Source organism: Ornithinimicrobium cerasi, from assembly GCF_003702705.1.
Lineage (GTDB): Bacteria > Actinomycetota > Actinomycetes > Actinomycetales > Dermatophilaceae > Ornithinicoccus > Ornithinicoccus cerasi.
In genome coordinates, this window is record NZ_QZMN01000013.1 from 109,473 (window position 1) to 136,254 (window position 26,782).

The 26,782-nt window shown below is 73.5% G+C and carries 26 protein-coding genes; 6 read left to right on the plus strand and 20 right to left on the minus strand.

The annotated features are described in order from the left end of the window. Positions 1-47: 47 nt before the first annotated feature. Positions 48-614: a LysM peptidoglycan-binding domain-containing protein gene (locus D4B81_RS14835; RefSeq protein WP_122263462.1), complete on the minus strand. Its 567-nt coding sequence runs from the start codon at positions 612-614 to the stop codon at positions 48-50. A gap of 226 nt (positions 615-840) precedes the next feature. Between D4B81_RS14835 and D4B81_RS14840 the strand changes: the two genes are divergently transcribed. Further along, positions 841-1,830, plus strand: coding sequence for a malate dehydrogenase (locus D4B81_RS14840; RefSeq protein WP_202613713.1), 990 nt, complete (start codon positions 841-843; stop codon positions 1,828-1,830). 54 nt (positions 1,831-1,884) lie between these two features. Here D4B81_RS14840 and D4B81_RS14845 read toward each other — a convergent pair whose 3' ends face one another. The 4 genes from D4B81_RS14845 to purH are packed head-to-tail and all read right to left on the minus strand — an operon-like array spanning position 1,885 to position 5,331. Beyond that, positions 1,885-2,235 (minus strand): DUF3017 domain-containing protein, encoded by a 351-nt coding sequence (locus D4B81_RS14845; protein ID WP_161965188.1) that lies wholly within the window; start codon positions 2,233-2,235, stop codon positions 1,885-1,887. After that, on the minus strand, positions 2,232-3,092 hold the full coding sequence (locus D4B81_RS14850; RefSeq protein ID WP_122263464.1) for a bifunctional methylenetetrahydrofolate dehydrogenase/methenyltetrahydrofolate cyclohydrolase: 861 nt from the start codon (positions 3,090-3,092) through the stop codon (positions 2,232-2,234). The genes D4B81_RS14845 and D4B81_RS14850 overlap by 4 nt, the downstream gene beginning before the upstream one ends. Beyond that, positions 3,089-3,619 (minus strand): glycine cleavage system transcriptional repressor, encoded by a 531-nt coding sequence (locus D4B81_RS14855; protein WP_122263465.1) that lies wholly within the window; start codon positions 3,617-3,619, stop codon positions 3,089-3,091. The genes D4B81_RS14850 and D4B81_RS14855 overlap by 4 nt, the downstream gene beginning before the upstream one ends. A gap of 56 nt (positions 3,620-3,675) precedes the next feature. Continuing rightward, entirely contained in the window at positions 3,676-5,331 is a 1,656-nt protein-coding gene (purH, locus tag D4B81_RS14860) for a bifunctional phosphoribosylaminoimidazolecarboxamide formyltransferase/IMP cyclohydrolase (RefSeq protein WP_122263466.1), read from the minus strand. Between purH and D4B81_RS14865 the strand changes: the two genes are divergently transcribed. Beyond that, on the plus strand, positions 5,309-5,926 hold the full coding sequence (locus D4B81_RS14865) for a class I SAM-dependent methyltransferase (protein ID WP_122263467.1): 618 nt from the start codon (positions 5,309-5,311) through the stop codon (positions 5,924-5,926). The two genes, purH and D4B81_RS14865, sit on opposite strands and share 23 nt — an antisense overlap. A gap of 59 nt (positions 5,927-5,985) precedes the next feature. Here the strand turns inward: D4B81_RS14865 and purN are convergent, their stop codons facing one another. The 6 genes from purN to pcrA all read right to left on the minus strand — a co-directional run bounded on the left by purN (position 5,986) and on the right by pcrA (position 13,298). Continuing rightward, positions 5,986-6,594 carry a phosphoribosylglycinamide formyltransferase gene (gene purN / locus D4B81_RS14870; RefSeq protein WP_122263468.1) on the minus strand — a complete coding sequence of 203 codons (609 nt, stop codon included), beginning with the start codon at positions 6,592-6,594 and terminating at the stop codon, positions 5,986-5,988. Between the two features lie 9 nt (positions 6,595-6,603). Beyond that, positions 6,604-7,926, minus strand: a complete 1,323-nt coding sequence (locus tag D4B81_RS14875) for a cell division protein PerM (protein WP_161965189.1) — start codon at positions 7,924-7,926, stop codon at positions 6,604-6,606. Between the two features lie 152 nt (positions 7,927-8,078). Then, positions 8,079-8,969 carry a succinate--CoA ligase subunit alpha gene (sucD, locus tag D4B81_RS14880; RefSeq protein WP_122263470.1) on the minus strand — a complete coding sequence of 297 codons (891 nt, stop codon included), beginning with the start codon at positions 8,967-8,969 and terminating at the stop codon, positions 8,079-8,081. Positions 8,970-9,009: 40 nt separating this feature from the next. Then, positions 9,010-10,194, minus strand: coding sequence for an ADP-forming succinate--CoA ligase subunit beta (sucC, locus tag D4B81_RS14885; protein ID WP_122263471.1), 1,185 nt, complete (start codon positions 10,192-10,194; stop codon positions 9,010-9,012). A gap of 70 nt (positions 10,195-10,264) precedes the next feature. Then, positions 10,265-10,693, minus strand: coding sequence for a cobalamin B12-binding domain-containing protein (locus tag D4B81_RS14890; RefSeq protein WP_122263472.1), 429 nt, complete (start codon positions 10,691-10,693; stop codon positions 10,265-10,267). A gap of 82 nt (positions 10,694-10,775) precedes the next feature. Then, a complete protein-coding gene (gene pcrA, locus D4B81_RS14895) occupies positions 10,776-13,298 on the minus strand; it encodes a DNA helicase PcrA (protein WP_122263473.1) in 2,523 nt (840 codons plus the stop codon). A 110-nt stretch (positions 13,299-13,408) separates the two neighbouring features. Here pcrA and D4B81_RS14900 point away from each other — a divergent pair, with 110 nt between their 5' ends. The 3 genes from D4B81_RS14900 to D4B81_RS14910 are packed head-to-tail and all read left to right on the plus strand — an operon-like array spanning position 13,409 to position 15,329. Beyond that, positions 13,409-13,801: a hypothetical protein gene (locus D4B81_RS14900; RefSeq protein WP_122263474.1), complete on the plus strand. Its 393-nt coding sequence runs from the start codon at positions 13,409-13,411 to the stop codon at positions 13,799-13,801. Then, a complete protein-coding gene (locus tag D4B81_RS14905; protein ID WP_122263475.1) occupies positions 13,798-14,244 on the plus strand; it encodes a hypothetical protein in 447 nt (148 codons plus the stop codon). Before D4B81_RS14900 ends, D4B81_RS14905 begins: the two co-directional genes overlap by 4 nt. After that, a complete protein-coding gene (locus tag D4B81_RS14910; protein WP_161965190.1) occupies positions 14,241-15,329 on the plus strand; it encodes a lysylphosphatidylglycerol synthase transmembrane domain-containing protein in 1,089 nt (362 codons plus the stop codon). Before D4B81_RS14905 ends, D4B81_RS14910 begins: the two co-directional genes overlap by 4 nt. A 3-nt stretch (positions 15,330-15,332) precedes the next feature. On the opposite strand, the gene D4B81_RS14915 is transcribed toward D4B81_RS14910, so the two are convergent. The 7 genes from D4B81_RS14915 to D4B81_RS14945 are packed head-to-tail and all read right to left on the minus strand — an operon-like array spanning position 15,333 to position 22,756. After that, on the minus strand, positions 15,333-16,118 hold the full coding sequence (locus D4B81_RS14915) for a type 1 glutamine amidotransferase (protein WP_122263477.1): 786 nt from the start codon (positions 16,116-16,118) through the stop codon (positions 15,333-15,335). Next, complete coding sequence (locus tag D4B81_RS14920) at positions 16,115-17,428, minus strand: Mur ligase family protein (protein WP_122263499.1); 1,314 nt, start codon at positions 17,426-17,428, stop codon at positions 16,115-16,117. The genes D4B81_RS14915 and D4B81_RS14920 overlap by 4 nt, the downstream gene beginning before the upstream one ends. A 5-nt stretch (positions 17,429-17,433) precedes the next feature. Further along, a complete protein-coding gene (guaA, locus tag D4B81_RS14925; RefSeq protein WP_122263478.1) occupies positions 17,434-19,035 on the minus strand; it encodes a glutamine-hydrolyzing GMP synthase in 1,602 nt (533 codons plus the stop codon). After that, positions 19,032-19,367, minus strand: a complete 336-nt coding sequence (locus D4B81_RS14930; RefSeq protein ID WP_097188047.1) for a DUF3817 domain-containing protein — start codon at positions 19,365-19,367, stop codon at positions 19,032-19,034. The genes guaA and D4B81_RS14930 overlap by 4 nt, the downstream gene beginning before the upstream one ends. Continuing rightward, positions 19,364-20,176, minus strand: coding sequence for an SURF1 family protein (locus D4B81_RS14935; RefSeq protein WP_122263479.1), 813 nt, complete (start codon positions 20,174-20,176; stop codon positions 19,364-19,366). Before D4B81_RS14935 ends, D4B81_RS14930 begins: the two co-directional genes overlap by 4 nt. Positions 20,177-20,193: 17 nt before the next feature. Continuing rightward, a complete protein-coding gene (locus tag D4B81_RS14940) occupies positions 20,194-21,648 on the minus strand; it encodes a YncE family protein (protein ID WP_161965191.1) in 1,455 nt (484 codons plus the stop codon). After that, a complete protein-coding gene (locus D4B81_RS14945; RefSeq protein WP_122263481.1) occupies positions 21,635-22,756 on the minus strand; it encodes a GuaB3 family IMP dehydrogenase-related protein in 1,122 nt (373 codons plus the stop codon). The genes D4B81_RS14940 and D4B81_RS14945 overlap by 14 nt, the downstream gene beginning before the upstream one ends. A gap of 116 nt (positions 22,757-22,872) precedes the next feature. Here D4B81_RS14945 and D4B81_RS14950 point away from each other — a divergent pair, with 116 nt between their 5' ends. Continuing rightward, positions 22,873-23,652 carry a dioxygenase family protein gene (locus D4B81_RS14950; protein WP_419866250.1) on the plus strand — a complete coding sequence of 260 codons (780 nt, stop codon included), beginning with the start codon at positions 22,873-22,875 and terminating at the stop codon, positions 23,650-23,652. A 53-nt stretch (positions 23,653-23,705) separates the two neighbouring features. Here the strand turns inward: D4B81_RS14950 and guaB are convergent, their stop codons facing one another. Then, positions 23,706-25,232: an IMP dehydrogenase gene (gene guaB, locus D4B81_RS14955; RefSeq protein WP_237566025.1), complete on the minus strand. Its 1,527-nt coding sequence runs from the start codon at positions 25,230-25,232 to the stop codon at positions 23,706-23,708. A 39-nt stretch (positions 25,233-25,271) separates the two neighbouring features. Then, positions 25,272-26,675, minus strand: coding sequence for a hypothetical protein (locus D4B81_RS14960; RefSeq protein WP_122263483.1), 1,404 nt, complete (start codon positions 26,673-26,675; stop codon positions 25,272-25,274). Between the last annotated feature and the right edge of the window lie 107 nt (positions 26,676-26,782).

Below are 26,782 nucleotides of genomic sequence, written 5' to 3' on the forward strand. Positions count from 1 at the left end.
GACGGGTCGGGCCCCGCAGCGGCCGCTGCGGGGCCCGTGACCGGTGCTCAGCTGTGGGGAACCTTGAAGACCTGACCGGGGTAGATCAGGTCGGGGTTGTCCAGGTTGTTCAGCGTCGCCATCTCGCGCCAGTCGACGCCGTGGCGGGCCGCGATGGCGGAGAGGGTGTCGCCGGGCTGCACGGTGACGGTGCGGTGAGCCGGGTCCGCCTGCTTCTCAGCCGCGTCCGCCTGCTTCTCGGCGGCCTCCGCCTGCTTCTCGGCGGCTGCCTCGTCGGCCTTCGCCGCCTTCTCCGCAGCGTGCCGCTCGGCCTCGGCGCTCTTCTCGGCGGCCTCGCGCTGGGCCTCCTGCGCCTCGTCGCGGGCCGTGGCGGCATCCTCGGCGGTGGTGCTGTCGGCCGGGTCCCCGGCCCTGCGCGAGGCCTCCTCCGCCTTGCGGGCCGCCTCGTCAGCCTTCTTCCGCGCGTCCGTGGCGACCTGGTCGGCCCGCTCGCGCGCCTCGGCCGTGGTCGTCGTGGCCTCGGCCCGGGCCCGTGCCGCATCCTTGCGCGCCTTGTCGGCCCGCTCCGCGTCGGACGTGGTCAGCGCGTCCTTGACCTTGTCGAAGAAACCCATGAGTCGATCCTTCCGTCCAGGCGGGGGCGGGACCCGTGCCGGGCCCGCGTCGTGCCCCCGTCCGGTTCCGCAGACCACCGTAACCGTAGGGGCTGGTGCGCGGCGACCCGCGCCCGCTGCCGGGCGTGGCGGGGTCCGGGGCGGGTGCTAGCGTCGGCGGCAGGGACCCACGGCGGCAACCGACGTCGGTGGGCCCGACCCGCCCCCCATCCGAAGGGATCCCCTCGTGAAGTCTCCTGTCAAGGTCGCCGTCACCGGTGCTGCCGGCCAGATCGGCTACAGCCTGCTCTTCCGCATCGCCTCCGGCGCGCTGCTGGGCAAGGACACCCCGGTCGAGCTGAGGCTCCTGGAGATCACCCCGGCGCTCAAGGCCCTCGAGGGCGTCGTCATGGAGCTCGACGACTGCGCCTTCCCCACCCTCGCGGGGGTGCAGATCGGGGACGACCCCCGCACGGTCTTCGACGGTGTCAACCATGCCCTCCTCGTCGGGGCCCGCCCCCGCGGACCGGGCATGGAGCGCGGGGACCTGCTGGAGGCCAACGGCGGCATCTTCGCGCCGCAGGGCAAGGCCCTCAACGACGTCGCGGCCGACGACGTCCGCGTGACGGTGACGGGGAACCCGGCCAACACGAACGCCCTCATCGCCATGAGCAACGCGCCCGACATCCCGACGGAGCGCTTCTCGGCGCTGACCCGGCTGGACCACAACCGCGCCATCAGCCAGCTCGCGGCCCGGCTCGGCGTCCCGGTGACCGAGATCCGCCGGATGACGATCTGGGGCAACCACTCCGCGACGCAGTACCCCGACCTCTTCCACGCGGAGGTCTCCGGCCGCAACGCGGCCGAGGCCGTCGGCGACCAGGAGTGGTTGGAGAGCACCTTCATCCCGACCGTCGCCAAGCGCGGTGCGGCCATCATCGAGGCGCGCGGCGCCTCCTCGGCCGCCTCGGCGGCCAGCGCGACGATCGACCACGCCCGCACCTGGGTCGAGGGCACCGCCGAGGGCGACTGGGTCTCGATGGCCGTCCGTTCCGACGGCAGCTACGGCGTGGAGGAGGGGCTCATCTCCTCCTTCCCGGTGACGGTCAGCGACGGCAGCTGGAGCATCGTCCAGGGGCTGGAGATCGACGACTTCTCGCGGAGCCGGATCGACGCGTCGGTCGCCGAGCTGGCCGAGGAGCGCCAGGCGGTCACCGAGCTGGGCCTGCTCGGCTGAGTCGACCACGCCTGGGCGAGGGCCGCGGTGGAGGACCACCGCGGCCCTCGCGCGTCAGCGCACGTCGAGGCGCAACGTGCTGGCCAGGACCGCGACGGCCACCCCCAGCAGCGAGAGGGTGGCCACGTCGACCCAGCGCCCCCGCACCACGAGACCGCCGAGCAACCGGGGTGGCAGGACCGCCCGCAGGAGGGCCAGCAGGCCCATGGTGACGCCGACGGCATACCCGTAGGCGCGCAGGTTCTCGGTGACGAGCAGCACCCCCGCACCGGCCAGCCCGAGGACCCCCACCCACCAGGCGCCGAGCGGCTGCCGGGGAACCGCCGCCCGCCGCTCGGCCTCCGGATCGTCGTCGAGCGGACCGGCACGACGGGACCGGTCGCCCCGGTCGGGCGCCTCGCTCACGCCCCGGGGTGCAGTCCCGCGGCGCGCTCGGCCGCATCCACGACGTTGGACAGCAGCATCGCTCGGGTCATCGGCCCCACGCCGCCGGGGTTCGGCGAGAACCAGCCGGCGACCTCGGCGACGTCGGGGTGCACGTCTCCGGCGATCTTCCCGTCGCGCCGCGCGACGCCGACGTCGAGGACCGCGGCGCCCGGACGGACCATCTCGGGGCGGATGAGGTCGGGGACACCGGCGGCCGACACCACGACGTCGGCGCGCCGGGTGTGCTCGGCCAGGTCCCGGGTCCCGGTGTGGCACACGGTGACGGTGGCGTTCTCGGACCGGCGGGTCAGGATCAGACCGAGGGGGCGTCCGACCGTCAGGCCGCGGCCCACGATGACCACCTCGGCGCCGTCGAGGGGCACGTCGTAGCGACGCAGCAGCTCCACGCAGCCGACGGGGGTGCAGGGCAGCGGCGCCGGGTGCCCCATGACGAGCGACCCGAGGTTGACGGGGTGCAGCCCGTCGACGTCCTTGGCGGGGTCGACGCGCGAGAGGATGGTGAACTCGTCCAGCCCTGTCGGCTGCTGCACGAGGAAGGCGGTGCAGGCGGGGTCGGCGTTGAGGCCGTCCACGACCTCCAGCACCTCCTCCAGCGATGTCCCCGCCGGAAGGTCGTGGCGCAGGCTGGCGATGCCGATCTCCGCGCAGTCGCGGTGCTTGGCCCCGACGTACCACGCGCTCGCAGGGTCCTCCCCCACGAGGACCGTCCCCAGGCCGGGGACCACGCCGTGCCCGGCGAGGACCGCCAGCCGCTCGCGCAGCTCCTCCTTGATCGTCGCCAGGACCGACCGGCCGTCGAGCACCGTCGCGGTCACGCCTGCGCCTGCTGCTCGTCCAGGGTGATGTCGACCAGGAGGTCTCCAGCGAGCCCCTCCAGCGCCGCGCGCAGGGCGTCCAGGTCCGTCCCGGTCGCGGGTCGCAGGGTGATCTCCGCCTCGAACGTCTGCCCTCCGGACTCCGGGGTGGGCACCGTCCGGGACTGCAGGGAGGCGATGCTCACCCCCTGCCCGGCGAGGGCACCGCTGATGCTGCGCACGATGCCGGGGTGGTCGTTGCCCATCAGCTCGAGGCGGTAGGCCGCGCCGTCCTCGCCGCCCGGGGTCGTGCCCGCCCCCTCGTGCACGGTGGTCTCGAGGACCCCGGAGAGCGGCTGGAGCGCAGCGGTGAGCGCGGCGACCTGCTGCTGCGGGACCTCGACGGTGACGATCCCGGCGAACTTGCCCGCGAGCTCGGCGAGCTGGCTGGAGCCCCAGCTGCCGCCGTGCTCGTCGACGACCTCCGCGAGGGCGCTGACGAGACCTGCGCGGTCGTCGCCGATGACGGTCAGGACGAGGGTAGTCATGCCCCGACTCTAGCGGCGCCGGTGCGGCCCCGGACGGGAGCCCGCGCCGTCCGCCGTCAGTGGGCGAAGTGGCGGGTGCCGGTGAGGTAGAACGTCACGCCGGCGGCGCGCGCGGCCGCCACGACCTCCTCGTCCCGGACCGAACCGCCCGGGGAGACGACCGCGCGGACACCGGCGTCGAGGAGGACCTGCAGCCCGTCGGCGAAGGGGAAGAAGGCGTCCGAGGCGGCCACCGACCCGGCCGCCCGCTCCCCCGCCCGGCGGACCGCCAGGTGGCAGGAGTCGACCCGGTTGACCTGGCCCATGCCGATGCCGACGCTGGCCCCGTCGGAGGCGAGCAGGATCGCGTTCGAGCGGGTCGCCCGGACCGCGCGCCAGGCGAACTGCAGGTCGGCCAGGGTGGCCTCGTCGCCGGGGTCGCCGACGGCGAGCCTCCAGTGCGAGGCGTCGTCACCCCCGCCCTCGACGACGGCGTCGACCGTGTCGACGGACTGCATGAGCATGCCTCCGGAGATGGGGCGCGACTCCACGCCACCCCGCCACGGGGCGGCGACCCGCAGGATCCTCAGGTTCTTCTTCTCCCGCAGCACCTCCAGCGCGTCCTCGTCGAACCCCGGCGCGACCACCACCTCGGTGAAGATGTCGCGCACCTGCTCGGCCATCGCCCGGGTCACCGGCCGGTTGGTGGCGATGATGCCGCCGAAGGCCGACACCGGGTCGCACGCGTGCGCCTTGCGGTGCGCCTCCGCCACGTCGGCGCCGACCGCGATCCCGCACGGGTTGGCGTGCTTGACGACCGCGACGGTGGGACGCTCCCCGTGGTCGTGCGCGGCGCGCAGGGCGGCGTCCGCGTCGACGTAGTTGTTGAACGACATGGCCTTGCCGCCCAGCTGCTCGGCCTGGGCCAGACCGGGCGCGGGCTGGAAGCCGTTGGTGTACAGCGCCGCGCGCTGGTGCGGGTTCTCGCCGTACCGCAGCCCCTCGGCGCGGTCCCAGGTCGCGCCGACCCAGGCCGGGAAACCGGTCGAGCCCGAGGTGTCGGTGAGGACGTTGCCCATCCACGAGGCGACGTGCACGTCATACGTGGCGGTGTGCACGAACGCCTCGGCCGCCAGCTGCTGCCGTTCGGCGAGGGTGAACCCGCCGTCCGCCAGGGCCGCCACGACCCGGGGGTATGCCGTGGGGCTGGTCACCACCGCGACGCTGCGGTGGTTCTTGGCGGCGGCCCGGACCATGGAGGGGCCGCCGATGTCGATCTGCTCCACGCACGCGTCGGGGCCGGCGCCGGACATCACGGTGGCGGTGAAGGGGTAGAGGTTGCAGACGACCAGGTCGAACCCCTCGATCCCGAGCTCCGCGAGCTGACGGACGTGGTCGGGGTTGGTGGTGTCGGCCAGCAGACCCGCGTGGACGAGGGGGTGGAGGGTCTTGACGCGCCCGTCCAGGCACTCGGGGAAGCCGGTGAGCTCCTCGACCCTGGTCACGGCCAGCCCGAGGCTCTCGATGAGGGCGGCCGAGCCCCCGGTGGACACCAGGCTCACCCCGGCCGCGGCGAGGCCGCGCGCCAGGTCCTCCAGACCGGTCTTGTCGTGGACGGAGACGAGGGCGCGGCGGACGGGACGGCGCCCGTCGGGGGTGGAGGTGCTCACGCGCGGCCAGTGTAGTGACGTCTCCGCTAGCGTCGGGAGGGTGGCACGGACGGAGCAGATCATCGCGCGCTGGGACCGGCTGGCGCAGCACTACGACCGGCGGGGGGCTCCGGTCGAACGGCGTCTGCTGGCCACCAGCAGGCCCTGGGTCGCCTCCCGGGCGCACGGCGACGTCCTCGAGGGAGCGGTCGGCACCGGCCTGAACCTTCCGCACTACGGACCGGACGCCCGGCTGACGGCCACCGACCTCAGCGAGGGCATGCTCGAGCAGGCCCGGGCCAGGGCCTCCGAGCTGGGCCGTGAGGTCGAGCTGCTGCGGGCCGACCTGATGGACCTGCCCTTCGCCGACGGGCGGTTCGACGCCGTCGTGTGCACCTTCGCGCTGTGCGAGGTGGCGGACGAGCGGGTGGCCGTCCGGGAGCTGGTCCGGGTGCTGCGACCCGGCGGCTCGCTGCTGCTGGCCGACCACGTCGTCGCCACCGCGCGCTGGCTGCGCGCCGTGCAGACGGCCGTGGAGGCGGTGAGCGTGCCCACGCACGGCGAGCACCTGCGCCGGCGTCCGCGGCTGGCGGTCGAGACGGCGGGGCTCACGGTCGTGGAGAGCGAGCGCAGCCCGCGAGGACTCATCGAGCGCCTCCACGCGCGCACGCCGGGGTGAGCCGGCCGGAGCCCAGGCCCGGCAGGAGGACCGACGAGGGACGCGCGCGGCGCGGACCCTCAGGACGTGCGTCCCCGCGTGCCCCCGCGGGGACGCAGCGCCCCCGGCAGCTCCTCCACGAGCATCGCTCGCTCGACGACCTTGATGCGCGCGTGGAGGCTCTCCTCGGTGTCGCCGTCCCGGACCTCGACGGCCCGCTGGGCCAGGATCGGTCCGGTGTCCACCCCGGCGTCGACGCGGTGCAGGGTGCAGCCGGTGACCCTGACGCCGTGGGCGAGCGCGTCCCGCACGCCGTGGGCGCCGGGAAAGCTGGGCAGCAGGGCGGGGTGGGTGTTGACCACCTCGAACTCCTTCAGCACCGAGGGGCCGAGGATCCTCATAAAACCGGCGGAGACCACCGCCGCGGGGCGGTGCGCCGCGATCGCGGTGGCGAGGGCGAGGTCCCAGGCGGCCCGGTCCGCATGGTCGGCCGGCGCCACGACGAAGGTCGGTATGCCGTGCGCGCGGGCCCGGTCCAGGCCGGCGACGCCCTCCCGGTCGCTGCCGACGGCGACCACCTCGACGGGGTAGCCCGGGTCGTCGGCGGCGTCCAGGAGCGCCTGCAGCAGGGTGCCCGAGCCGGACACCAGGACGACGACGGCGTCGCGGGAGGGCGGCGGAGGTGGCACGTGGCCAGTCTAGGTTCGGGCCCTGGTCCCTGCCCGGGGCCTCCCCCGGAACGCGGTGCGCGCCCGCATGAGGTGCAGCACGCTGACGACGAGCACCGCGCCGACCGCGACCTCGGCGGTGAGCAGGCCGGCGAACCTCCACGGCTGCACGCCGACGGTCCCCAGGAGCCCGGGGGTGAGCCCACCGGTCGACATCCAGCCGAGCAGGAGGGCCACGGCTCCGACGACGAGGGAGCCGAACAGCGCGATCTGCGTCTTGGTCCACCAGCTCGACAGCCGGGACGCCGCGCCGGCCGCCCGGTAGCCGAGCCAGCCGCCGGCCACGAGCGGCACGAGCGCCATCGCCCACAGCCCCGGCGGCAGGGCACCGGGCTCCGGGAGCGCCCCGAGGGCCGGCAGCACCGGGAGGTCACCGGGGGTGGACTCGGTCCAGCCGACGTGCACGGTCCCCACCTGGACCCCGGCGCCGGTCAGCCAGGACAGCGCCCAGACCATGACGTTGGGCAGGGCGAGCAGCTGGGCGACCGAGAGGACTGCGGTGCCCACCACACCCGCGTCCAGGGTGTCGTAGAGGGTGAGCACCCGGTCCCCGCGGATGAGCAGGATCCCGACGACGAGCAGGAAGCACACGGCGGCCAGCCCCACCAGGACCTCGACCGCGGCGGGGACCCCGCGGCTGACCAGGACAGGCGTGCGGGCACGGACCCACCGCAGCCCGGCGTCGACCGCCGGATGGTCGTCGCGGCGGTGCTCGACCCACCAGACGAGCACCACGCCGACCAGGGGGACGAGGACCGCGCCGGGCACCAGGCTGGGCAGCCAGACGGGAGCCAGCCCGAAGCTCGCCGTGTGGGCCAGGAGGAGGCCCGCGACGACATACCCGAGGACGAAGGCGGTGGCGTCCTCGCCGCCGAGCGCGTGCCACGCCGCCCGCCACCCGCCGATGCGCGGTACGCGTGCCATCACGTCGGGACGGTTGAGGACCACCTGGCGGGCGGCGTACCAGGTCAGCAGGACCAGCCCCGCGGTGAGGATCAGGGGGGCCAGGACGACGTCGGCGTCGGCGGTGCGCACCTCGGCGCGGTGCGCCAGCGCCCAGAGGTCGACCGAGACCCCCGTCGTCTGCCAGAAGGTCGCGGTGCTGCGCTCGTCGGCCAGCCAGGTCAGCAGCGTCGGCAGCGCGACGGCGATGACGCCCAGGGCGACGCACGCCGCGCCCGCCACCATCGCGACGAGCAGCTCGAGCGAGCGGCCGAGCGTCAGGCCGGGGGTCGGGTCGGTGGCGGGGAGCTGGTCCGGGGCCGAGGTCTCGGGTCGCTGCAGCAGAGTCATGACGCTGACCATGGTCGCCCGCGCGACGGACGGCGCCCGGGAGGCGCGCCGGGAGTATGCCCGAGGGCGGCACCCCGCGTGGGGTGCCGCCCTCGGCCTGCTCCGCCGCCAGGGACCTCCGGGATCGCTGCCGGCCGTGCGGGACCCGTGCCTCAGGCGAGGGTCTCGATGACCTCGCGCATGAGCCGTGCCGTCTCCGACGGGGTCTTGCCGACCTTGACGCCGGCGGCCTCGAGGGCCTCCTTCTTGGCGGCGGCGGTGCCCGAGGAGCCGGAGACGATCGCCCCGGCGTGACCCATCGTCTTGCCCTCCGGCGCGGTGAAGCCAGCCACGTAGCCGACGACCGGCTTGGTGACGTGCTCCTGGATGTAGGCCGCGGCGCGCTCCTCGGCGTCGCCGCCGATCTCCCCGATCATGACGATGGCCGCGGTCTCCGGGTCCGACTCGAACGCCTCGAGGCAGTCGATGTGCGTGGTGCCGATGACGGGGTCACCCCCGATGCCGACGGCGGTCGAGAAGCCGATCTCCCGCAGCTCGTACATCATCTGGTAGGTGAGCGTGCCGGACTTGGACACCAGGCCGATCCGGCCCGGACCGGCGATGTCGGCCGGGATGATCCCGGCGTTGGACTGCCCGGGGCTGATCAGGCCGGGGCAGTTCGGGCCGATGATCCGGGTCGTGCCCTTGTCGCGGCTGTAGGCGTAGAACTCGGCGGTGTCGCGCACCGCGATGCCCTCGGTGATGACGACGAGCAGGGGCATCGCGGCGTCGACGGCCTCGACGACCGCGTCCTTGGCGAACTTCGGGGGGACGAAGACGACCGAGACGTTCGCCCCGGTCGCCTCCATCGCCTCGGCGACGGTCCCGAAGACCGGCACCTGCACGCCGTTCTCGAAGTCGACGGTGGTGCCTGCCTTGCGCGGGTTGACCCCGCCGACGACGGCGGTGCCGGAGGTGAGCATGCGCTGGGTGTGCTTCATGCCCTCGGAGCCGGTCATGCCCTGGACGATGACCCTGGAGTCGGAGTTGAGGAAGATAGCCATGTGGTCTCGGAGTTCCTTCGGTAGGTCGCGGTCGGGGCGGTCAGTTGGCGGCGGCCAGCTCGGCGGCCCGTCGGGCGGCGCCGTCCATGGTCTCCTCGATGAAGACCAGCGGGTGGTTCGCCTCGGCGAGGATGCGTCGGCCCTCCTCCACGTTGTTGCCGTCGAGACGGACGACGAGCGGCTTGTTCTCCTCGTCGCCGAGGATCTCCAGGGCCTTGACGATGCCGTTGGCGACCGCGTCGCAGGAGGTGATGCCGCCGAAGACGTTGACGAACACCGATTTGACCTGGTCGTCACCGAGGATGACGTGCAGTCCGTTGGCCATCACCTCGGCGGAGGCGCCGCCCCCGATGTCGAGGAAGTTCGCCGGCTTGGCTGCCCCTCCGGTGTGGTCCTCGCCGGCATAGGCGACGACGTCCAGGGTGGACATCACGAGCCCGGCGCCGTTGCCGATGATGCCGACGTTGCCGTCCAGCTTGACGTAGTTGAGGCCGAGCTCCTTGGCCTGTGCCTCGAGCGGGTCGGTGGAGGCCTTGTCCTCGAGCTCGGCGTGGTGCGCCTGACGGAAGTCGGCGTTGGCGTCCAGGGTCACCTTGCCGTCGAGCGCGACGATGTCGCCGGCCTCGGTCTTCACCAGCGGGTTGACCTCGACGAGCGTGGCGTCCTCGTCCCGGTAGACCGCCCACAGCTGCTGCAGGACGGGGACGATCTTCGCGCCGGTCTCCGCGTCGAAGCCGGCCCGCTCGACGATCTCGCGCGCCTTGGCCTCGTCGATCCCGGTGTTGGCGTCGACCTCGACCCGCGCCAGCGCCTCGGGGCGCTCGACGGCCAGCTGCTCGATGTCCATGCCGCCCTCCACGGAGCACATGGCGAGCAGCGAGCGGTTGGTCCGGTCGAGCAGGACGGAGAAGTAGTACTCCTCGGCGATCTGCGCGCCCTGGGCGATCATCACGCGGTGGACGGTGTGGCCCTTGATGTCCATCCCCAGGATCTGCTCGGCCGCCGCCCGCGCCTCCTCGGCGCTCCTGGCGACCTTGACCCCGCCGGCCTTGCCACGGCCACCGGTCTTGACCTGCGCCTTGACGACGGTCACGCCGCCGGATCGCTGCCCGATCTCCTGCGCCGCGGCGAGCGCCTCCTCGGGCGTGTCGGCCGTGGCACCGGCGAGCACGGGGACACCGTGCTTCTCGAACATGTCACGTGCCTGGTACTCGAACAGATCCACAGGTCAGCTTCCCATCGTGTGTGTGAGTGGTGGGTCGGAAGGACGGGGGTGTGCTGCGGGCCCCGTGCGCTCAGGCGGGCCCGCTCGGGGGTTCGGGGTCGTCACCGGCCAGGTGCTCGCGCACCCACCGGGTGATGTCGGACGTGCTGGCGCCGGGGGTGAACACCTCCGCCACCCCCATCTCCCGCAGGGCTGCGACGTCGTCCTGGGGGATGATCCCGCCGCCGAAGACCACGATGTCGCGCGCGTCCTGCTCCTCGAGCAGGTCCAGGACCCGTCGGAACAGGGTCAGGTGGGCGCCGGAGAGCACCGACATGCCGATGCCGTCGGCGTCCTCGGCGACCGCCGCCGCGACGATCTGCTCGGGGGTCTGGTGCAGCCCGGTGTAGATCACCTCCACGCCCGCGTCCCGCAGGGCTCTTGCCACGACCTTGGCACCCCGGTCGTGGCCGTCGAGACCGGGCTTGGCCACGACCACGCGCAACGGTGAGGACGACATGGCCCGCAGGATATCGCAGGGTCACGCCGGGCCCGACGGCCGTCGCGCCAGGCGTGAGGGATCGGTGCTGGTGGCAGCCGCGCTACAGCTTCTCCAGCGGGGCGACCCGGACGAGGAGGCGCTTCACGCCGGTCTCCCCGCCAAAGTCCACGTGGGCCATCGTGTGCTTGCCGGTCCCCTCGACCCGGACGACGGTGCCGAGCCCGAACGAGTCGTGGTTGACCCGGTCACCGGTCGACAGCCTCTCCAGCTCGGTGGTCTCGGCCTCGCTCCGCTCCCGGCGCTGCGCGCGGCCGCGCGGGTCGAGGCGCACGACGTCCGGCCGGCCGGCATACCCTCCGGACCAGCCCGTCCCCTCCGAGGCCGATCGACGGCCGCCGAAGCTGGACCGGTCGGCGTCGGTGCGCTCCCAGGTGAGGAGTTCCTCGGGGATCTCGTCGAGGAAGCGGGACGGCGGGTGGTACTGGGGCGCGCCGAAGGCCGCCCTGCTCCCCGCGCGCGAGAGGTGCAGCTGCTCGCGGGCCCGGGTGATACCGACGTAGGCGAGGCGCCGCTCCTCCTCCAGCTCGCCGGGGTCGTCGAGGCTGCGCTGGTGCGGGAAGGTGCCGTCCTCGAGGCCGGTGAGGAAGACCACCGGGAACTCCAGCCCCTTGGCGGTGTGCAGGGTCATGAGCGTCACCACCCCCGACGACTCGTCGCCCTCGGGGATCTCGTCCGCGTCGGCGACGAGGGAGACCTGCTCGAGGAAGTCGACGAGCCCGCCCTCGGGGTAGTTCTCGTCGAACTCGCGGGCGACCGAGACGAGCTCGGCGAGGTTCTCCACCCTGGTCTCGTCCTGGGGGTCCGGGCTGGCCCGCAGCTCGGCGAGGTAGCCGGACCGGTCGAGGATCGCCTCGAGGAGGTCGGCCACCCCGGCGTCCTCGTCCGCAGCGACCTGGCCCAGCTCCTCGAGCAGGGCGGTGAAGCCGGTGATCGCGGCGACCGACCGCGTCGCGATGGCCGGGGCGTCCCCGGCCCGGCCCAGGGCTGCGACGAAGGGGATCCGCTCCCGCTCGGCCAGCGCCGACACCGCGCCGACGGCCCGGTCCCCGATGCCTCGCTTGGGGGTGTTGAGGATGCGCCGCAGGTTGACGTCGTCGGCGGGGTTGGCGAGGACGCGCAGGTAGGCGAGCGCGTCCTTGACCTCCCGGCGCTCGTAGAACCGGGTGCCGCCGACCACCTTGTAGGGCAGCCCGGTGCGGACCAGCACCTCCTCCAGCGCCCGGGACTGGGCGTTGGTGCGGTAGAAGACGGCCACGTCACCGGGTCGCACGCCCCGCTCGTCCCCGAGCTGGTCGATCCGGCGGGCCACGAACGAGGCCTCGTCGTGCTCGCTGTCCGCGACGTAGCCGACGATCCGCCCGCCCTCTCCGGCGTCGGTCCACAGCCGCTTCTCGCGTCGGCCGGGGTTGCGCGCGATCACCGCGTTCGCGGCGGAGAGGATGGTGGCGGTGGAGCGGTAGTTCTGCTCCAGGAGGATCGTCCGGGCCTCGGGGTAGTCCTCCTCGAACTCGACGATGTTGCGGATCGTCGCGCCCCGGAAGGCGTAGATCGACTGGTCCGCGTCACCGACGACGCACAGCTCGGCGGGCGGGAGCGCCCGCTCGCCCCCGTCCACGATGTCGCCCAGGGTGCCGACCAGCTCCCGGACCAGCGCGTACTGCGCGTGGTTGGTGTCCTGGTACTCGTCGACCAGCACGTGGCGGAAGCGGCGGCGGTAGTGCTCCCGCACGTCGGGGAACGCGCGGAGCAGGTGGACGGTGGTGGAGATGATGTCGTCGAAGTCGAGGGCGTTGGCCGCCCGCAGCCGCCGCTGGTAGAGGGTGTAGGCCTCGGCGACCTTCTGCTCGTAGGGGTTGTTGCCGACCTGCGCGGCGAAGGCCTCGTCGTCGACCAGCTCGTTCTTGGCGTTGGACACCTTCGCCAGGAACGCCCGCGCGGGGTAGCGCTTGGGATCGAGGTCGAGGTCGCGGATGACCATGCCCATCAGCCGCTGGCTGTCGGCCGCGTCGTAGATGGAGAACGAGGAGCGCAACCCGGCGGTCTGCGCCTCCCGGCGCAGGATGCGCACGCAGGCCGAGTGGAAGGTGGAGACCCACATGACCTTCGCGCGGGGGCCGACGAGGGCCTGCACCCGCTCGCGCATCTCGGCGGCCGCCTTGTTGGTGAAGGTGATGGCGAGGACCTGGCCGGGGTGCACGTGCCGGTGCGCCAGCAGGTAGGCGACCCGGTGCGTGAGCACGCGCGTCTTGCCGGAGCCGGCGCCCGCGACGATGAGCAGCGGGCTGCCCTCGTGGGTGACCGCCCGCCGCTGCGGCTCGTTCAGGCCCGCGAGCAGCTCCGCCACGGAGCGGGAGCCCTGCGCGTCCTGGTCCTCCCCTGCCTCGGGGGCCCACCCTGTCGCCCGTCCGGCACCCTGCGGGGCGTCGCGCCCCTCGACCGCCCAGGCCGGCACGCCCCGGGAGTCGACGACGTGGCCGTCGTCCTCCGGGTGGCCGCTGGCCGCCCCCGGGGGCAACGACGGCAGCGGGAGGTCGAAGGACAGGTGGTCGAAGAGGCTGCTCATGCTGCGGCCATCCTAGGCGCGCCCACCGACACGACCTGTCCCTCGTCCCCAGCCCCTCGACATACCCTTGACCGCGTGATCTCTTCCCCCGCGACCCAGGACGGACGCGTGTGAACGGCTCCTCCGCCTACCTCGACCCCCCCACCCTGGTGCTGCTCCTGGGCGGGATGGCCGTGGCCCTGGTGACCCTCGTGGCGGGGTTGAACGGGCGGGCGCCGGGCCGCGTCACGGTGGGTCTGACCGCCCTGCTCCAGGCGGCGGTGCTGGCCTACGCCGGCCTCTACCTCCTCCGGCAGCTGCGCGGCGAGTCGCCCGTGGGTCCGGCGTGGGAGCTGTGGGCCTACCTGGTCACGGTGCTCCTCCTGCCCGCGCTGGCCCTCGTCTGGGCGCGTGAGGAGCGCACGCGCTGGAGCACCTTCGTGCTGGCGGTGGCGGCGTTCACCGTCGCCGTCATGGCGGCCCGCAGCGCGCAGATCTGGTACGGCGTCGGGATGCTCCCGTGAGGCGTCCGGCCGCGGACGACGGCGACCGCCGGCACGGCCCGGGCCGTGTCATCCTCGCCCTCTACCTCATCTTCGTCATCGGGACCGTGTCCCGGTCGGCCGCGCAGATCTCCACCCGCTTCGACGAGGCACCCCTGGCCTACTCCCTCTCCGCCCTGGCCGCCGCGGTGTATGTCGTCGCGCTGGTCTCCCTGTCCCGCGCCGGGCGCCGGGCCTGGTGGGTGAGCCTCGTGGCGCTGTCGGTCGAGCTGGCGGGGGTGCTCGTCGTGGGCACCTGGAGCTACGTCGCGCCCGAGATGTTCCCGGACGCCACCGTGTGGAGCCACTTCGGGCGGGGCTACCTCTTCATCCCGCTGGTCCTGCCGGTGGCCGGCCTGTGGTGGCTGCTGTCCGAGCGCGGGGCGCGGGCACGCCCGGTGCCTGTCGAGCAGGGGAGCCGGTGACCGTGACGGAGGACGCCCGGCACGAGGGCCCGGCCGTGCGGGCCCTGACCTGGAAGGACGCGGTCCAGTCCGTCCTCGGGCTGCTCGTGGCCGGCGTGCTCATCGCCGTCGTGCTGCCCACCGTGCTGGAGACGTCCTGGGCCGAGATCGGAGCCCAGCTCTCGCAGGTGCGGGTGCTGCCCGCGCTGGCCATGGCGCTGCTGCTCGTGGGCGGCCTGTTCTCCTACACGTGGGTCCTCACGGGGTCGCTGCCCGGGCTGACGCACGTCCAGGGCCTCAAGGCCAACGCGGTGAGCTCGCTGGTGGCGAACCTGCTGCCCTTCGGCGCCGCGGTGGGTTTCGCCACGCACTTCCTCATGTACCGGTCCTGGGGGTTCCGGGTCCGGGCCATCTCCTCGGCGCTCCTCGTGACCGGCCTGTGGAACCTGCTGGCGCGGGTCGCCCTGCCCGTCCTCGGGTGCCTGGTCCTCGTCGCGGGACCCGTGGACGCGCCGACGATCGTCGTCAGGGGGGCGTTCCTCGCCGGGGCGGTCGGCACGGCGGTGCTCCTCGTCGCCGGTCTCATGGTCTTCTCCGACACCGTGGCGGGACGGGTCGTCACGGTCGTGGAGAGGGTGTCGGGGTGGCTGGGCCGCGGGACGCGCCTGCGGAGGGTCGAGCACCTCGTCACCGACCAGCGCCGCCGGGTGGAGTCGGTCGTGCGCGCCGGCGGGTGGGAGATGACCCTGGGGATGACGGGTCAGTTCGTCATGCTCTTCGGGCTGTACTGGTTCGCGGCGCGCTCCGTCGGTCTCGATCTGCCGGTTGCCGAGCTGCTCGCCGCCTACGCCTTCCGCCAGCTGCTCACGGCCGTCGCCGTGACGCCGGGTGGCCTGGGGATCACCGAGGTCGGCACCGCCGGCCTGCTCGTCCTCCTCGGTGGCAGCCCGGGGGCCGCGTCCGCCACCGCCCTCCTCTACGCGATCTACGCGCACCTGCTGGTCGTCCCGTTCGGGCTCGCCGCCCTGCTGGCGTGGTGGCTCGGGCCGGGGCGGGCGGCCCGGGGGGCCGACGCGCCCCGGGGCGGGGCGCGCGCACGCGGCTGAGGGTCAGCGACCGAGCAGCCGGCGGACCTGCCGCTGGTGCGCCTCGTGCGCCAGCGAGTCGTCGACCTCGGCGGGCGCCCACTCCCCCGTCGCCCGTCGGGCGGCGACCGCGAGCAGGCCGTCGGCGAGCCCGGGGTTGGCCGGCAGCACCGGGCCGTGCAGGTAGGAGCCGACCACGTTGCCCGTGCGGGCTCCCTCGGTCCCGTCCGCGCCGTTGTTGCCCATCCCGTGCCGGACCCGGCCGAAGGGCTGCTGCCCCTCGCCCAGCACCGTGGAGCCCGAGTGGTTCTCGTACCCCACCACCGGACCGAAGTCCGTGTCGAGCAGGACCGGACCGATCATCCGGGTCGCGTTGCCGCGGGTGGTCACGTCGAGGACGCCCAGCCCGGGCAGCCGCCGCCCGTCCACGGTGATGAAGGCCTCGCCGAGGAGCTGGTACATCCCGCAGATCATGAGCATCGGCACGCCGTCCGCGGCGAGCCCGCGCAACCGGTCGGCGTGCTCGGCCAGGTCGTCCTGCACGCGCACCTGCCCGCTGTCCTGACCCCCGCCACCGAGGAGCAGGTCGGCCCGCGACGGCCACGGGGCGCCCGGGTGGTGGTCGTGGACGACCGGCGTGTAGCCGTGCCACCGCAACCGCGCGGCCAGGCACCGGGTGTTGCCCAGGTCGCCGTAGATGCTCATCTCGCGGGGGTAGAGGTGAACGAGGTGCACCTCGCCCTTGTCGGCCGGCACGTCCGCCAGCGCCGCCACGTCGCCGGGGAGCCCTCCGGTCGGCAGGTCGCTCATGCCGCAGGGTCCTCTCCGAAGCGGGCCAGGCCGAAGCGGTCCGCCAGCCGGCGGCGCAGGTGCATCATCGCGGTGTAGGTGCAGAAGATCCGCGCCGGGTGCCCCGCGTGCACGGCCAGGAAGCGGTCCAGCGCGAGGTCCAGGTCGGTCTCCACCTCCCCCACCTCCACCCCGTCGTAACGCAGCCGCAGGGCCATGTCCCACGCCCGCACCCCCGAGGTCAGGGCGACGCCACGCTCGCGCAACGACCCGAAGGACACGTCGTAGAGCCAGGACACGTCGCGGCCGTCGGCGTAGTTGTCGTTGATGGCGATCATCGTCGCCGCCGGCTCACCGCCGTAGGTGCCCAGGGCCACCGTGAAACCGGCCGGGTTCTTCACCAGCACGAGCTCCAACGGGGTGCCGCCGGCGTCGATGACCTCGCCGCGGCCGAACGGCGGGTTGACGGCCTCCAACGCCGCCGCGGCGGTGGCCGCGGAGAAGTCGGGGCCCAGCAGCGCTCTCGCCGTGGTCGTCGCAGCCGTCGCGTTGATCATCGCCGCGAGACCGCGTTGGCGCAGCGTCACCGGCCCGACGTCCGCACCGCCGGGGAAGCGGACGGTCACCGACGACCCGTCCTCCCCCGGCAGCAGCAGCCCGTCCTCGGCGCCGAGCACCGGCCGCTCCCCCGCGTCGGCGAACCGCACGTCCGCCTCCTGCAGCTCGGGCAGCCGGTCCGCGATGGTGGGGTCCACCCCGAACCACCGCACCTGCACCCCCGGTTGCAGGTGGTCCCGGATGCGGGAGATGAACGAGTCGTCCGCGTTGAGCACCACGCCGGTGGTCGTCGCCTCCCCGAGGCGGGTCAGCAGGCCCGCCGTGTGGTCGATCTCGGCGAACCGGTCCAGCTGGTCGCGTGCGACGTTGAGCAGGAGGGCGTGCGTGGGCGGCACCTGCGCCACGAAGTGCAGGGCGTGCGCCTCGTCGAGCTCGACGACGGCCACGTCCGCCGCGAGCCGCCCGCGCAGCCCGACCTCGCCGAGCATCGAGGAGATGACGCCGCGGGTGAAGTTGGAGCCGGTCGGGTTCGTGAAGACCCGCAGCCCGTGCGCCCGCAGCAGCGCGACCAGCATCTTGGTCGTCGTCGTCTTGCCGTTTGTCCCGGACACCACGACCACCCCGCGCGGGAGGGACCCCAGGGTATGCCGCAGCACCGCCGGGTCGATCCGCTCCGTCACCAGCCCCGGCAGCGCCGACCCGCCGCCGCGGAGCCGGGAGAGCAGTCGGGTGCCCTTGCCGGCCGCGATCGCCGCCGTCGTGCGCAGCCGCATCCCGCTCACTCCCACTCGATGGTCCCCGGCGGCTTGCTGGTGACGTCGAGCACCACCCGGTTGATCTCCTCCACCTCGTTGGTGATGCGCGAGGAGATGCGCGCGAGCACGTCGTAGGGCACGCGGGTCCAGTCGGCGGTCATGGCGTCCTCGCTGGAGACGGGACGCAGCACGACGGGGTGGCCGTAGGTGCGGCCGTCACCCTGGACGCCCACCGAGCGGACGTCGGCGAGGAGCACGACGGGGCACTGCCAGATGTCCCGGTCCAGCCCGGCGGCGGTCAGCTCCGCCCGGGCGATCGCGTCGGCCCGGCGCAGCACCTCCAGACGCCCGGCGGTCACCTCGCCGACGATCCGGATGCCCAGCCCGGGCCCGGGGAACGGCTGGCGCCACACGATCCCCTCGGGCACCCCCAGCTCGAGCCCGACCTGACGGACCTCGTCCTTGAACAGGGTCCGCAGCGGCTCGATGAGCTGGAACTGGAGGTCGTCCGGGAGGCCGCCGACGTTGTGGTGGCTCTTGATGCTCGCCGTGCCCGCCCCGCCGCCGCTCTCGACGACGTCGGGGTAGAGGGTCCCCTGCACGAGCCACTTGACCGGGTGGTCGCCGTGCGCCTGCGCGTCCGCGCCCTCGTGGGCGGAGACGACGTCGCGGGCGGCCTGCTCGAAGACCCGGATGAACTCCCGCCCGATGATCTTGCGCTTCTCCTCGGGGTCGCTCACCCCGGCCAGCGCCGTGAGGAAGCGCTCGCGGGCGTCCACGACCACGAGGTCGACCCCGGTCGCCTCCACAAAGTCCTGCTCGACCTGCTCGGCCTCGCCCTCGCGCAGCAGCCCGTGGTCGACGAAGACGCAGGTCAGCTGGTCGCCGACCGCGCGCTGCACGAGCGCGGCAGCGACCGAGGAGTCGACCCCGCCCGACAGCCCGCAGATGACGCGGTCCTGCCCGACCTGGGCCCGGACCGCCTCGACGAGCTGTTCCACGACGTTGCCGCTCGTCCAGGTCGGGTCGACGCGGGCGCCCCGGCGCAGGAAGTTCACCAGGACCTGCTGGCCGTGGTCGGAGTGCAGCACCTCGGGGTGCCACTGGACGCCGTACAGCCGGCGCTCGTCGTCCTCGAACGCCGCCACCGGGGCGCCGGGGCTGTGCGCCGTGACCCGCGCGCCGGCCGGGGCCACGCTCACCGCGTCGCCGTGGGACATCCAGACGACCTGCTCCGGAGGCTGCCCCTCGAAGAGGGTGCTCCCCTCCCCGCTCACGCTCGCGCGCGTCTGGCCGTACTCCCGCTGCCCGGTCCGGGCCACCTCACCCCCCAGCACCTGCGACATCGCCTGGAACCCGTAGCAGATCCCGAGCACCGGCACGCCCGAGGTGACCACGGCCTCCTCCAGGACCGGCGCGTCCTCGGCATACACCGAGGAGGGACCGCCCGAGAGGATGATCGCGGCCGGCTCCCGGGAGAGCATCTCCGCGGCCGGCATGGTGTGCGGCACGATCTCGCTGTAGACGTCGGCCTCGCGCACCCGTCGGGCGATGAGCTGGGCGTACTGCGCGCCGAAGTCGACGACGAGGACGGGCCGCGCGGCCGGGTTGACGGACGAGGTCACGCGGCAACCCTACCGGCGGGCTCGCCGGCCTCCGCGATCTGGGCGCGGGCACCCGAGGCCACCCGGTGCTCGACCCAGAAGGAGAGGAAGGGCACACAGCCGGCCAGCATGACGCCCACCATCTTGCCCAGGCCCCAGCGCAGCTCGAAGCCGAGCAGGGCGGTGGCGACGAGGTAGACCATGTAGACCCAGCCGTGCGGCGAGGGCCACCAGGCGAGGGCGTCGTTGTCGAAGCCGTAGCGCAGCACCATGTGCAGCACGAGGAGCAGCAGTCCCACGCCGACGACGAACGCCATGGCGCGGAAGAAGGTGAGCTTGGCTCGGGGGGTCATGCAGGGTCTCCTGGGTGGGGGGCGGAAGACACGGCGGCGGTATGCCGCAGCTCGGGGGCCGGTTCCGCGTCCGCCGGGGGCTCGGGCGGGGGCTGGCTCGCCTGGCGCAGGAACCGGTAGTACATGTAGACGGCGAAGAGGGCGAAGACGAACCACTGCAGCGCATACCCCACGTTGCGCGGGTCGATCCCGGACTCGCCGAACACGGGGGGCGGGACGCGGGTGACGTCCGCAGAGGTGGTGGCCGGGGTCTCCTGGACGAGGAAGACGAAGCTGTTGTAGAGCGGCTCGTCCCAGAGGTTGACGAGGTCCGCCGTGTCGATCGCCCCACGCTGCCCCGGTGCGGGAGGCTGCCCGGTCGTGTCCGACTCGGACGGTGCCAGCGTCCCGACGATCTGCACGGCGGCGGCGGGCGGACGGTCCGCCTGGGCCGGGTCGGGGACGAAGCCGCGCACCACCGGCAGGAGGGCGACCTCCCCGGAGACGTCGGTCCGCAGCGGCGTCACGACCCAGTAGCCCGGCTCGCCGTCGAGCAGGCGGTCCGGCACGAGGAACTGGAGGGAGGCGTCGTACTCCCCCGAGGCGGAGACCGGCAGCCCGGCGCCGTAGGCCGGGAACGGCTGGTGGGGCGCCGTGACCTCCGCGAGGGCCTCGGTGGGCCGGGTCGCCTGGGCGGCGGCCAGCTCGCGCGCCGCCTTGTTCGAGGAGACGCCGAGCTGCCACATCCCGAGCTGGTAGAAACTGACCACGACGACCGCCAGCAGCGCCAGGAGCGCCAGCCAGCCAGGTCGCAGGGCGGTGCGGATCACCGGGTCAGGTTAGGCGATCAACCTGCGTCGGCCAGCCGGGTGTCCTGGTCGTCGAAGACGTAGATGCCGCCGTTGTAGCAGGCCACCCAGACGGTGTGGGTGACGGGGTCGTAGTCGATGCCGATCGGGACGGCGTCCACGTCGACCTTGTCGATCACCTCCATGTCGGAGGTACGGATCTTGGAGACGGTCGCCTCGTCGTAGTTGACGACGTAGAGCGCCTTCTCGTCGGGCGACATCGCCATGCTGCGCGGCTCGAGGCCGGGCACGACCTCGTCGACGATCTCCATGGTCTGCGCGTCCAGCTTGTAGATGAGGTCCGAGCGCGCGACGGTCAGGTAGGCGGTCTCACCGTCCGCGGTGAGGTTGAGGTGGCGGGGCCCGGGTGGGGTCTCGAGCACGACCTCGCTCGTCATCTCCTCCAGGTCCAGCCGCCAGACCTGCTGGTTCCACATGGCGGTGACCAGGGCGGTCCGGTTGTCCGGCATGACGACGATCCCGCGGGGGTTGCGGCCGACGTCGAGGGTGCCGGTCTCCTCACCGGTGGCCATGTCGACGACCGAGACGGTGTAGTCGCACCAGTTGCTGACGAGCAGGGTCTTCTGGTCCGGGGTGATCTCGAGGTACTTCGGCACGGCGCCGACCTCGATGACCTCGTCCCAGGCCATCTCCTCGGCGTCGAAGCGGTAGACCGTCGAGGCCCCCACACCACTGTCCTTGAAGCAGTCGTCGAAACCCTCGCGGCCGAAGTTCTCGCCGTACATCGAATAGTTGGACACGTAGGCGTAGCGGCCGTCGTCGGTCCACGTCGCCTCGACGGGAGAGCCCACAGACACTCCTGGGTGGCCCTCGACGCCGTACTCGGACAGGTCGAGGGAGTCGTCGAGGCGGGTCAGCACCTCGCGGGAGGTCGAGTCGAAGATCGTCGAGGTGTGGCTGTACATCATGTTGTTGGTGATCATCAGCCCGTGACCCGAGGCGACCACCGACTTCGGCGTGCCCTCGGTGAGGTAGTCGAGCTGCGTCAGAGCCGTCTCGTCGCTGGGGTGGGCCTGGGCACCCGTCTCCTGCTGCCAGGGCGCCGCGGGCGCCGCGCTCGTCTCCTCGGCCTCCTCGCCCTCCTCCTCCGCACCCTCGTCCGTGCCGGGTGCGGCGGACTCGTCGGCGACGTCGGCCGGCGGGACCACGGCGGCGGTCACGCCCCTGCCCTCGCCCGCGGACAGGGAGGGAGCCTGACCACCCCGGCCGAGGATGAAGGCCACCATCCCCACGACGAGCAGTGCCGCCAGGGCGCCGAGCGCCCCCGCCGCGGCCCGCCGCCGGCGGACGTAGACCCGTTCCTGGCGCACGTGGAGCCGTCGGCGGGCGCGGGTGTCCTCCGACCACGGCTCCTCGCCCGCGCCCGGGCGCACCGAGTACTCGTCGTAGCCGGGGTCGTCGTCGTACAGGTCGCCACCGTCATCGCGGGTCATAGGGCGCCACCACCACTTCCACTCTCTGGAACTCCTTGAGATCCGTGTAGCCCGTCGTCGCCATGGCCCGGCGGAGGGCACCCATCATGTTGGTCGTGCCGTCGGCGCCGACGGCCGGGCCGAGCAGGATCTGCTCCAATGATCCCACGGTCCCGACGTCGACCCGTTCACCTCGTGGGAGCTCGGCATGGTGGGACTCCGGGCCCCAGTGGAAACCGCGGCCCGGGGCCTCGGTGGCCCGGGCCAGGGCGGCCCCGAGCATGACCGCGTCGGCGCCGCACGCCACGGCCTTGACCACCTCCCCGGAGACGCTCGCGCCGCCGTCGGCGATGACGTGGACGTAGCGCCCGCCGGACTCGTCGAGGTAGTCCCGCCGCGCAGCCGCGACGTCGGCGATCGCGCTGGCCGCCGCCGCGTGGATGCCGAGGGTGGTGCGGGTGCGGTGCGCCGAGCCGCCGCCGAAGCCCACGAGGACGCCGGCTGCGCCGGTGCGCATGAGGTGCAGGGCCGCCGTGTAGGTCGCGGCGCCACCCACGATGACGGGGACGTCGAGCTCGTAGATGAACCGCTTCAGGTTGAGCGGCTCGGCCCGGGAGGACACGTGCTCCGCCGAGACCGTGGTCCCGCGGATGACGAAGAGGTCGACGCCCGCGTCGACCACGACCTTCCAGAACTGCTGGGTCCGCTGCGGGGAGAGGGACCCGGCCACGGTGACCCCGGCGTCCCGGATCTCGCGCAGCCGGAGGGTGATCAGCTCGGGCTGCACGGGCGCGGCATACAGCTCCCGCATGCGCGCCGTGGTGCGCTCGGGCGAGAGGGTGGCGATCTCCTCCAGCGCGGGACCGGGGTCCTCGTACCGGGTCCACAGACCCTCCAGGTCGAGCACCCCCAGCCCGCCGAGCCGCCCGACCTCGATCGCCGTCCGGGGCGAGACGACCGAGTCCATCGGGGCGGCCAGGACCGGGAGCTCGAAGTGGTAGGCGTCGATCTGCCACGAGATCGAGACCTCCTCCGGGTCCCGGGTGCGCCGGGAGGGCACCACGGCGATGTCGTCGAAGGTGTAGGCCCGGCGCCCACGCTTGCCGCGGCCGATCTCGATCTCGCTCACCCCGACAGGCTACCCAGCGTCCGGGGGCCTTCCCGCGCTCCCACTCCGCCGGGGCGGCCCTTGTGGATAGATGATGCATCACGTATCATGGGGACGTGACCACCACGACCGACCGGATGCCGATCCTGTACCTCTCCCACGGGGCACCGCCCCTGGCGGACGACGACGTCTGGACCCGCCAGCTGGCGGACTGGTCCGCCGCCCTCCCCCGCCCCCGGAACATCCTCATGGTGTCGGCCCACTGGGAGAACGCGCCGCTGTCGCTGTCGGCCACCCGCGGGACTCAGCCGCTGGTCCACGACTTCTGGGGGTTCCCGGAGAAGTACTACTCGGTGACCTACGACGCGCCGCTGGCCCCCGACCTGGCGGCTGACGTCCAGGGGCTCGTGGGCGACCTCGTCCCCGGCGGGGTCGGGCGTGACGAGACTCGGGGCCTCGACCACGGGGCCTACGTGCCGCTCGTGGAGATGTTCCCCGAGGCGGACGTGCCCGTGGTGCAGATGTCCATGCCGACGCTGGATCCCCGTCAGCTCTTCGAGCTGGGCTCTCGCCTCGCCCCCCTGCGGGACCAGGGGACCCTCATCGTCGGCTCCGGCTTCACCACGCACAACCTCGCGTGGTTCAACCCTCGCCTGGGCGCGGACGTCACGCCGCCGACGCCGTCGTCGGAGTTCGACCACTGGGCGGCGGAGGCGCTGGAGCGCGGTGACGTGGACGCGGTCCTCGACTTCGAGAACCAGGCGCCCGCCGCGCGCGAGGCACACCCGCGCACCGAGCACTGGGCACCGCTCTACCTCGCCCTCGGGGCGGCCGACGCCTCCGGTGGGGTGGACAGCGACAGCGTCATCGACGGCTTCTGGTACGGACTGTCGAAGCGGTCCTGGCAGTTCGTCTGACCAGGGCCTGACCCGCCGACCCGCTCGACCGCGCCGGTGGCCGGCCGCCGGCGTCAGGTGTGCGAGGCGTAGTTGGGCGCTTCGGCGGTCATCTCGATGTCGTGGGGATGGGACTCCTGCAGGCTGGCCTGGGTGATGCGCACGAACCGTCCCTTCGCCTGCAGCTCGGGGATGGTGCTCGCGCCCACGTAGAACATCGCCTGACGCAGCCCGCCGGCCATCTGGTGGACCACGGCCGAGGCCGCCCCGCGGTAGGCCACCTTGCCCTCCACGCCCTCGGGGACCAGCTGGTCGTCGTTGGCGATCTCCGCCTGGAAGTAGCGGTCCCTGGAGAAGGACTTCTTCCCCCGTGAGCTCATCGCCCCCAACGACCCCATGCCGCGGTAGCTCTTGTACTGCTTGCCGTTGACGAAGATCAGCTCACCCGGGCTCTCCTCGCAGCCGGCCAGCATCGAGCCCATCATCACGGCTTCGGCTCCCGCGACCAGGGCCTTGGCGATGTCGCCGGAGTACTTCATACCGCCGTCCGCGATGACCGGCACGTCATGCTCACGGGTCGCCTGGGCAGCCTCGTGGACGGCGGTCAGCTGAGGAACGCCGACACCGGTCACGACGCGGGTGGTGCAGATCGCCCCGGGACCGACGCCGACCTTGACCGCGTCCGCCCCGGCCTCGACGAACGCCCGTGCGCCGGCACCGGTCGCGACGTTGCCGCCGACGACCTGGACGTGCCTCGTGGCGGGGTCCGCCTTGAGGCGGCGGACCATGTCGATGAGCAGCCGCACGTGGCCGTGCGCGGTGTCGGCCACGAGGACGTCCACCCCGGCGTCCACCAGGGTCGTGGCCCGCTCCCAGGCGTCACCGAAGTAGCCGATGGCCGCACCGACGAGGAGCCGGCCCTGGTCGTCCTTGCTCGCCCTCGGGAACTGCTCGGACTTGACGAAGTCCTTCACCGTGATGAGGCCGGTGAGCCTCCCCTCCGTGTCGACGAGCGGCAGCCGCTCACGCTTGTGCGCCCGAAGGATCGCGGTCGCGTCCTCGCGACTGACGTCCGAGGGCGCCGTCACGAGGGGAGTGGCCGTCATGACGTCCCGCACCCGCGTGCGCTCCCACTCGGCGACTGGGGTGAACCTCAGGTCACGGTTGGTGCAGATGCCCAGCAGCCGCCCCTGCGGGTCGACCACCGGCAGACCGGAGACGCGGTACTGCCCGCAGATGCGGTCCAGGTCCTCCAGGGTGGCGTCCGGGCCGATGGTGATGGGGTTGGTGATCCGGCCCGTCTGGGTCCGCTTGACGAGGTCGACCTGGTAGGCCTGGTCCTCGATCGAGAGGTTGCGGTGCAGGATGCCGATCCCGCCCTGGCGGGCCATGGCGATGGCCATCCGCGCCTCGGTGACGGTGTCCATCGCGGCCGACACGAGCGGCAGCCGCAGGCTGATCTCCCGGGTCAGCCTGCTCGTGGTGTCGATCTCGTCGGGCGTGAGGTCGGTCTCGCCCGGCAGGAGGAGGACGTCGTCGTAGGTCAGCCCCATCCGCGCGAACGCGGGCGGGACGGAGGCGTGGTCGTCGGCCAGGGTCATGCGCAGATCCTAGTGCGGGGCAGGACCGCTTCCTGACGGCTACGGGACGGGGGGCACCGGCAGCGTGGGGGTGGGTGGAGGCGGGGGGACGGGCGTGGTGGGCGCCGCCGGTGCGGCCGCGGGCTGGGGGAGCGCGGACGGCCCTGGTATGCCGTCCGGTCCCGGCGCCGGGGGGCCCTCACCCTCCGGCGGTGGCCCGACGTCGTCGGGCGGTGGCCCGGCGTCCACGGGCGGCGTCCCGGGCTCCACCGCGGGTGTCCCGGTGTCGACGGGCGGGGTCGTGACACCCTGGCCCGGCGGGGTGGCCCCGGCCGGCTGACCGGGCCGGTCCTCCGGACCGCCTGCGGCAGGAGGCAGGACCGGGTCGACCGGCCCGCGGCCGTCCTTCTCTACGCTCGTTCCGGACCGGGCTGGGGGCCCCTTGCCCGGATCGGGCACGGTGGGGCCTGCGTGCGGGGGCGGCCCCGGCTTCCCGCTGCGGTCCGGCTCGGCAGAGCGCTCGCGGACCTCGAGGACGTCGACCCCGCTGGGCGGCTGCGGCACCTTCGTCCTGCCCTGCGTGCCACCCCCCTCCTTGCGGGCCAGGCCCGGCGCGTCCTCCGGGCCGGAGGCGCGCACCGCGACGTGGTCCGTGCCGCGTCCTGGGGGCCTCGCCGCCGGGGGCGGGCTCACGGCGCGCGGACGACCCTGCGCCGCGGGGACTGCGTCCCGGGGTCGCAGCAGGCTCTGCCCCTGGTTCCTGGAGGAGGACGCCGGCTGCGCGTCCGGGCCCGGGTCCGGTGCTGCCGGGGCGACGGGCGAGGCGCGCAGCGGCGCCTCGGCAGGCCCCGCGCCGCCCGGGGACGGGCGCGGTGTGTCGACGAGGTCGCTCGGCCGGGCAGCGTCGCCCGGGGCTGAGGCGCCGTCGGCCGTTCCCGTCACGGCCGTGCGGGGGCCGGGATGGACGGCCGTGGTGACCTGCTGCACCGCTGACCCCGCAGGACTGCCTGCCGGGGTCCGCCACGCCTCAGCCGCCGGCTGGGTGGGGGGCGCCGTCGCACCGACCTCGGCGGACCGGCCCGCCACCTCCTCGGGGAGGGGCACCACGTCGACGAGGGCCGTGCCGACGGCGGTGAGGAGTGGCACCTGGGAACCGGTGAGCGCCGCCGCGACGGAGGAGCCCGCGAGCACCACCGCCGTGAGCACGGAGCCAGCCACGACCTTCCTGGCGGTGCGACGCGGTCCACGGCGGCGGACCGGCAGCGTCGTCACCGTGGCCGGGGGCCGGGTCCGCGCGACCTGGGCACCCCCACCCGGGGCGTCGATCGACTCGACCCACGCGGCGAGCGCCGCGACGAGCGGGTCCTCGGTCCGACCAGCGTCGACGCGACGGGCCCCCAGGTCGTCGAGGAGAAGCTCGGCACGGTCGAGGTCGCCGAGGTCGAGGCGGGCGATCTCGCTCACTGGTCTACCTTCCTTGTGTCAGCGTTCTCCGATAGGGCGTTGATGCACCCGAGGTGCCACCAGGCCATCGCCCTGCTCGCTCGACACGGTTGAGGTCCACGATGAGA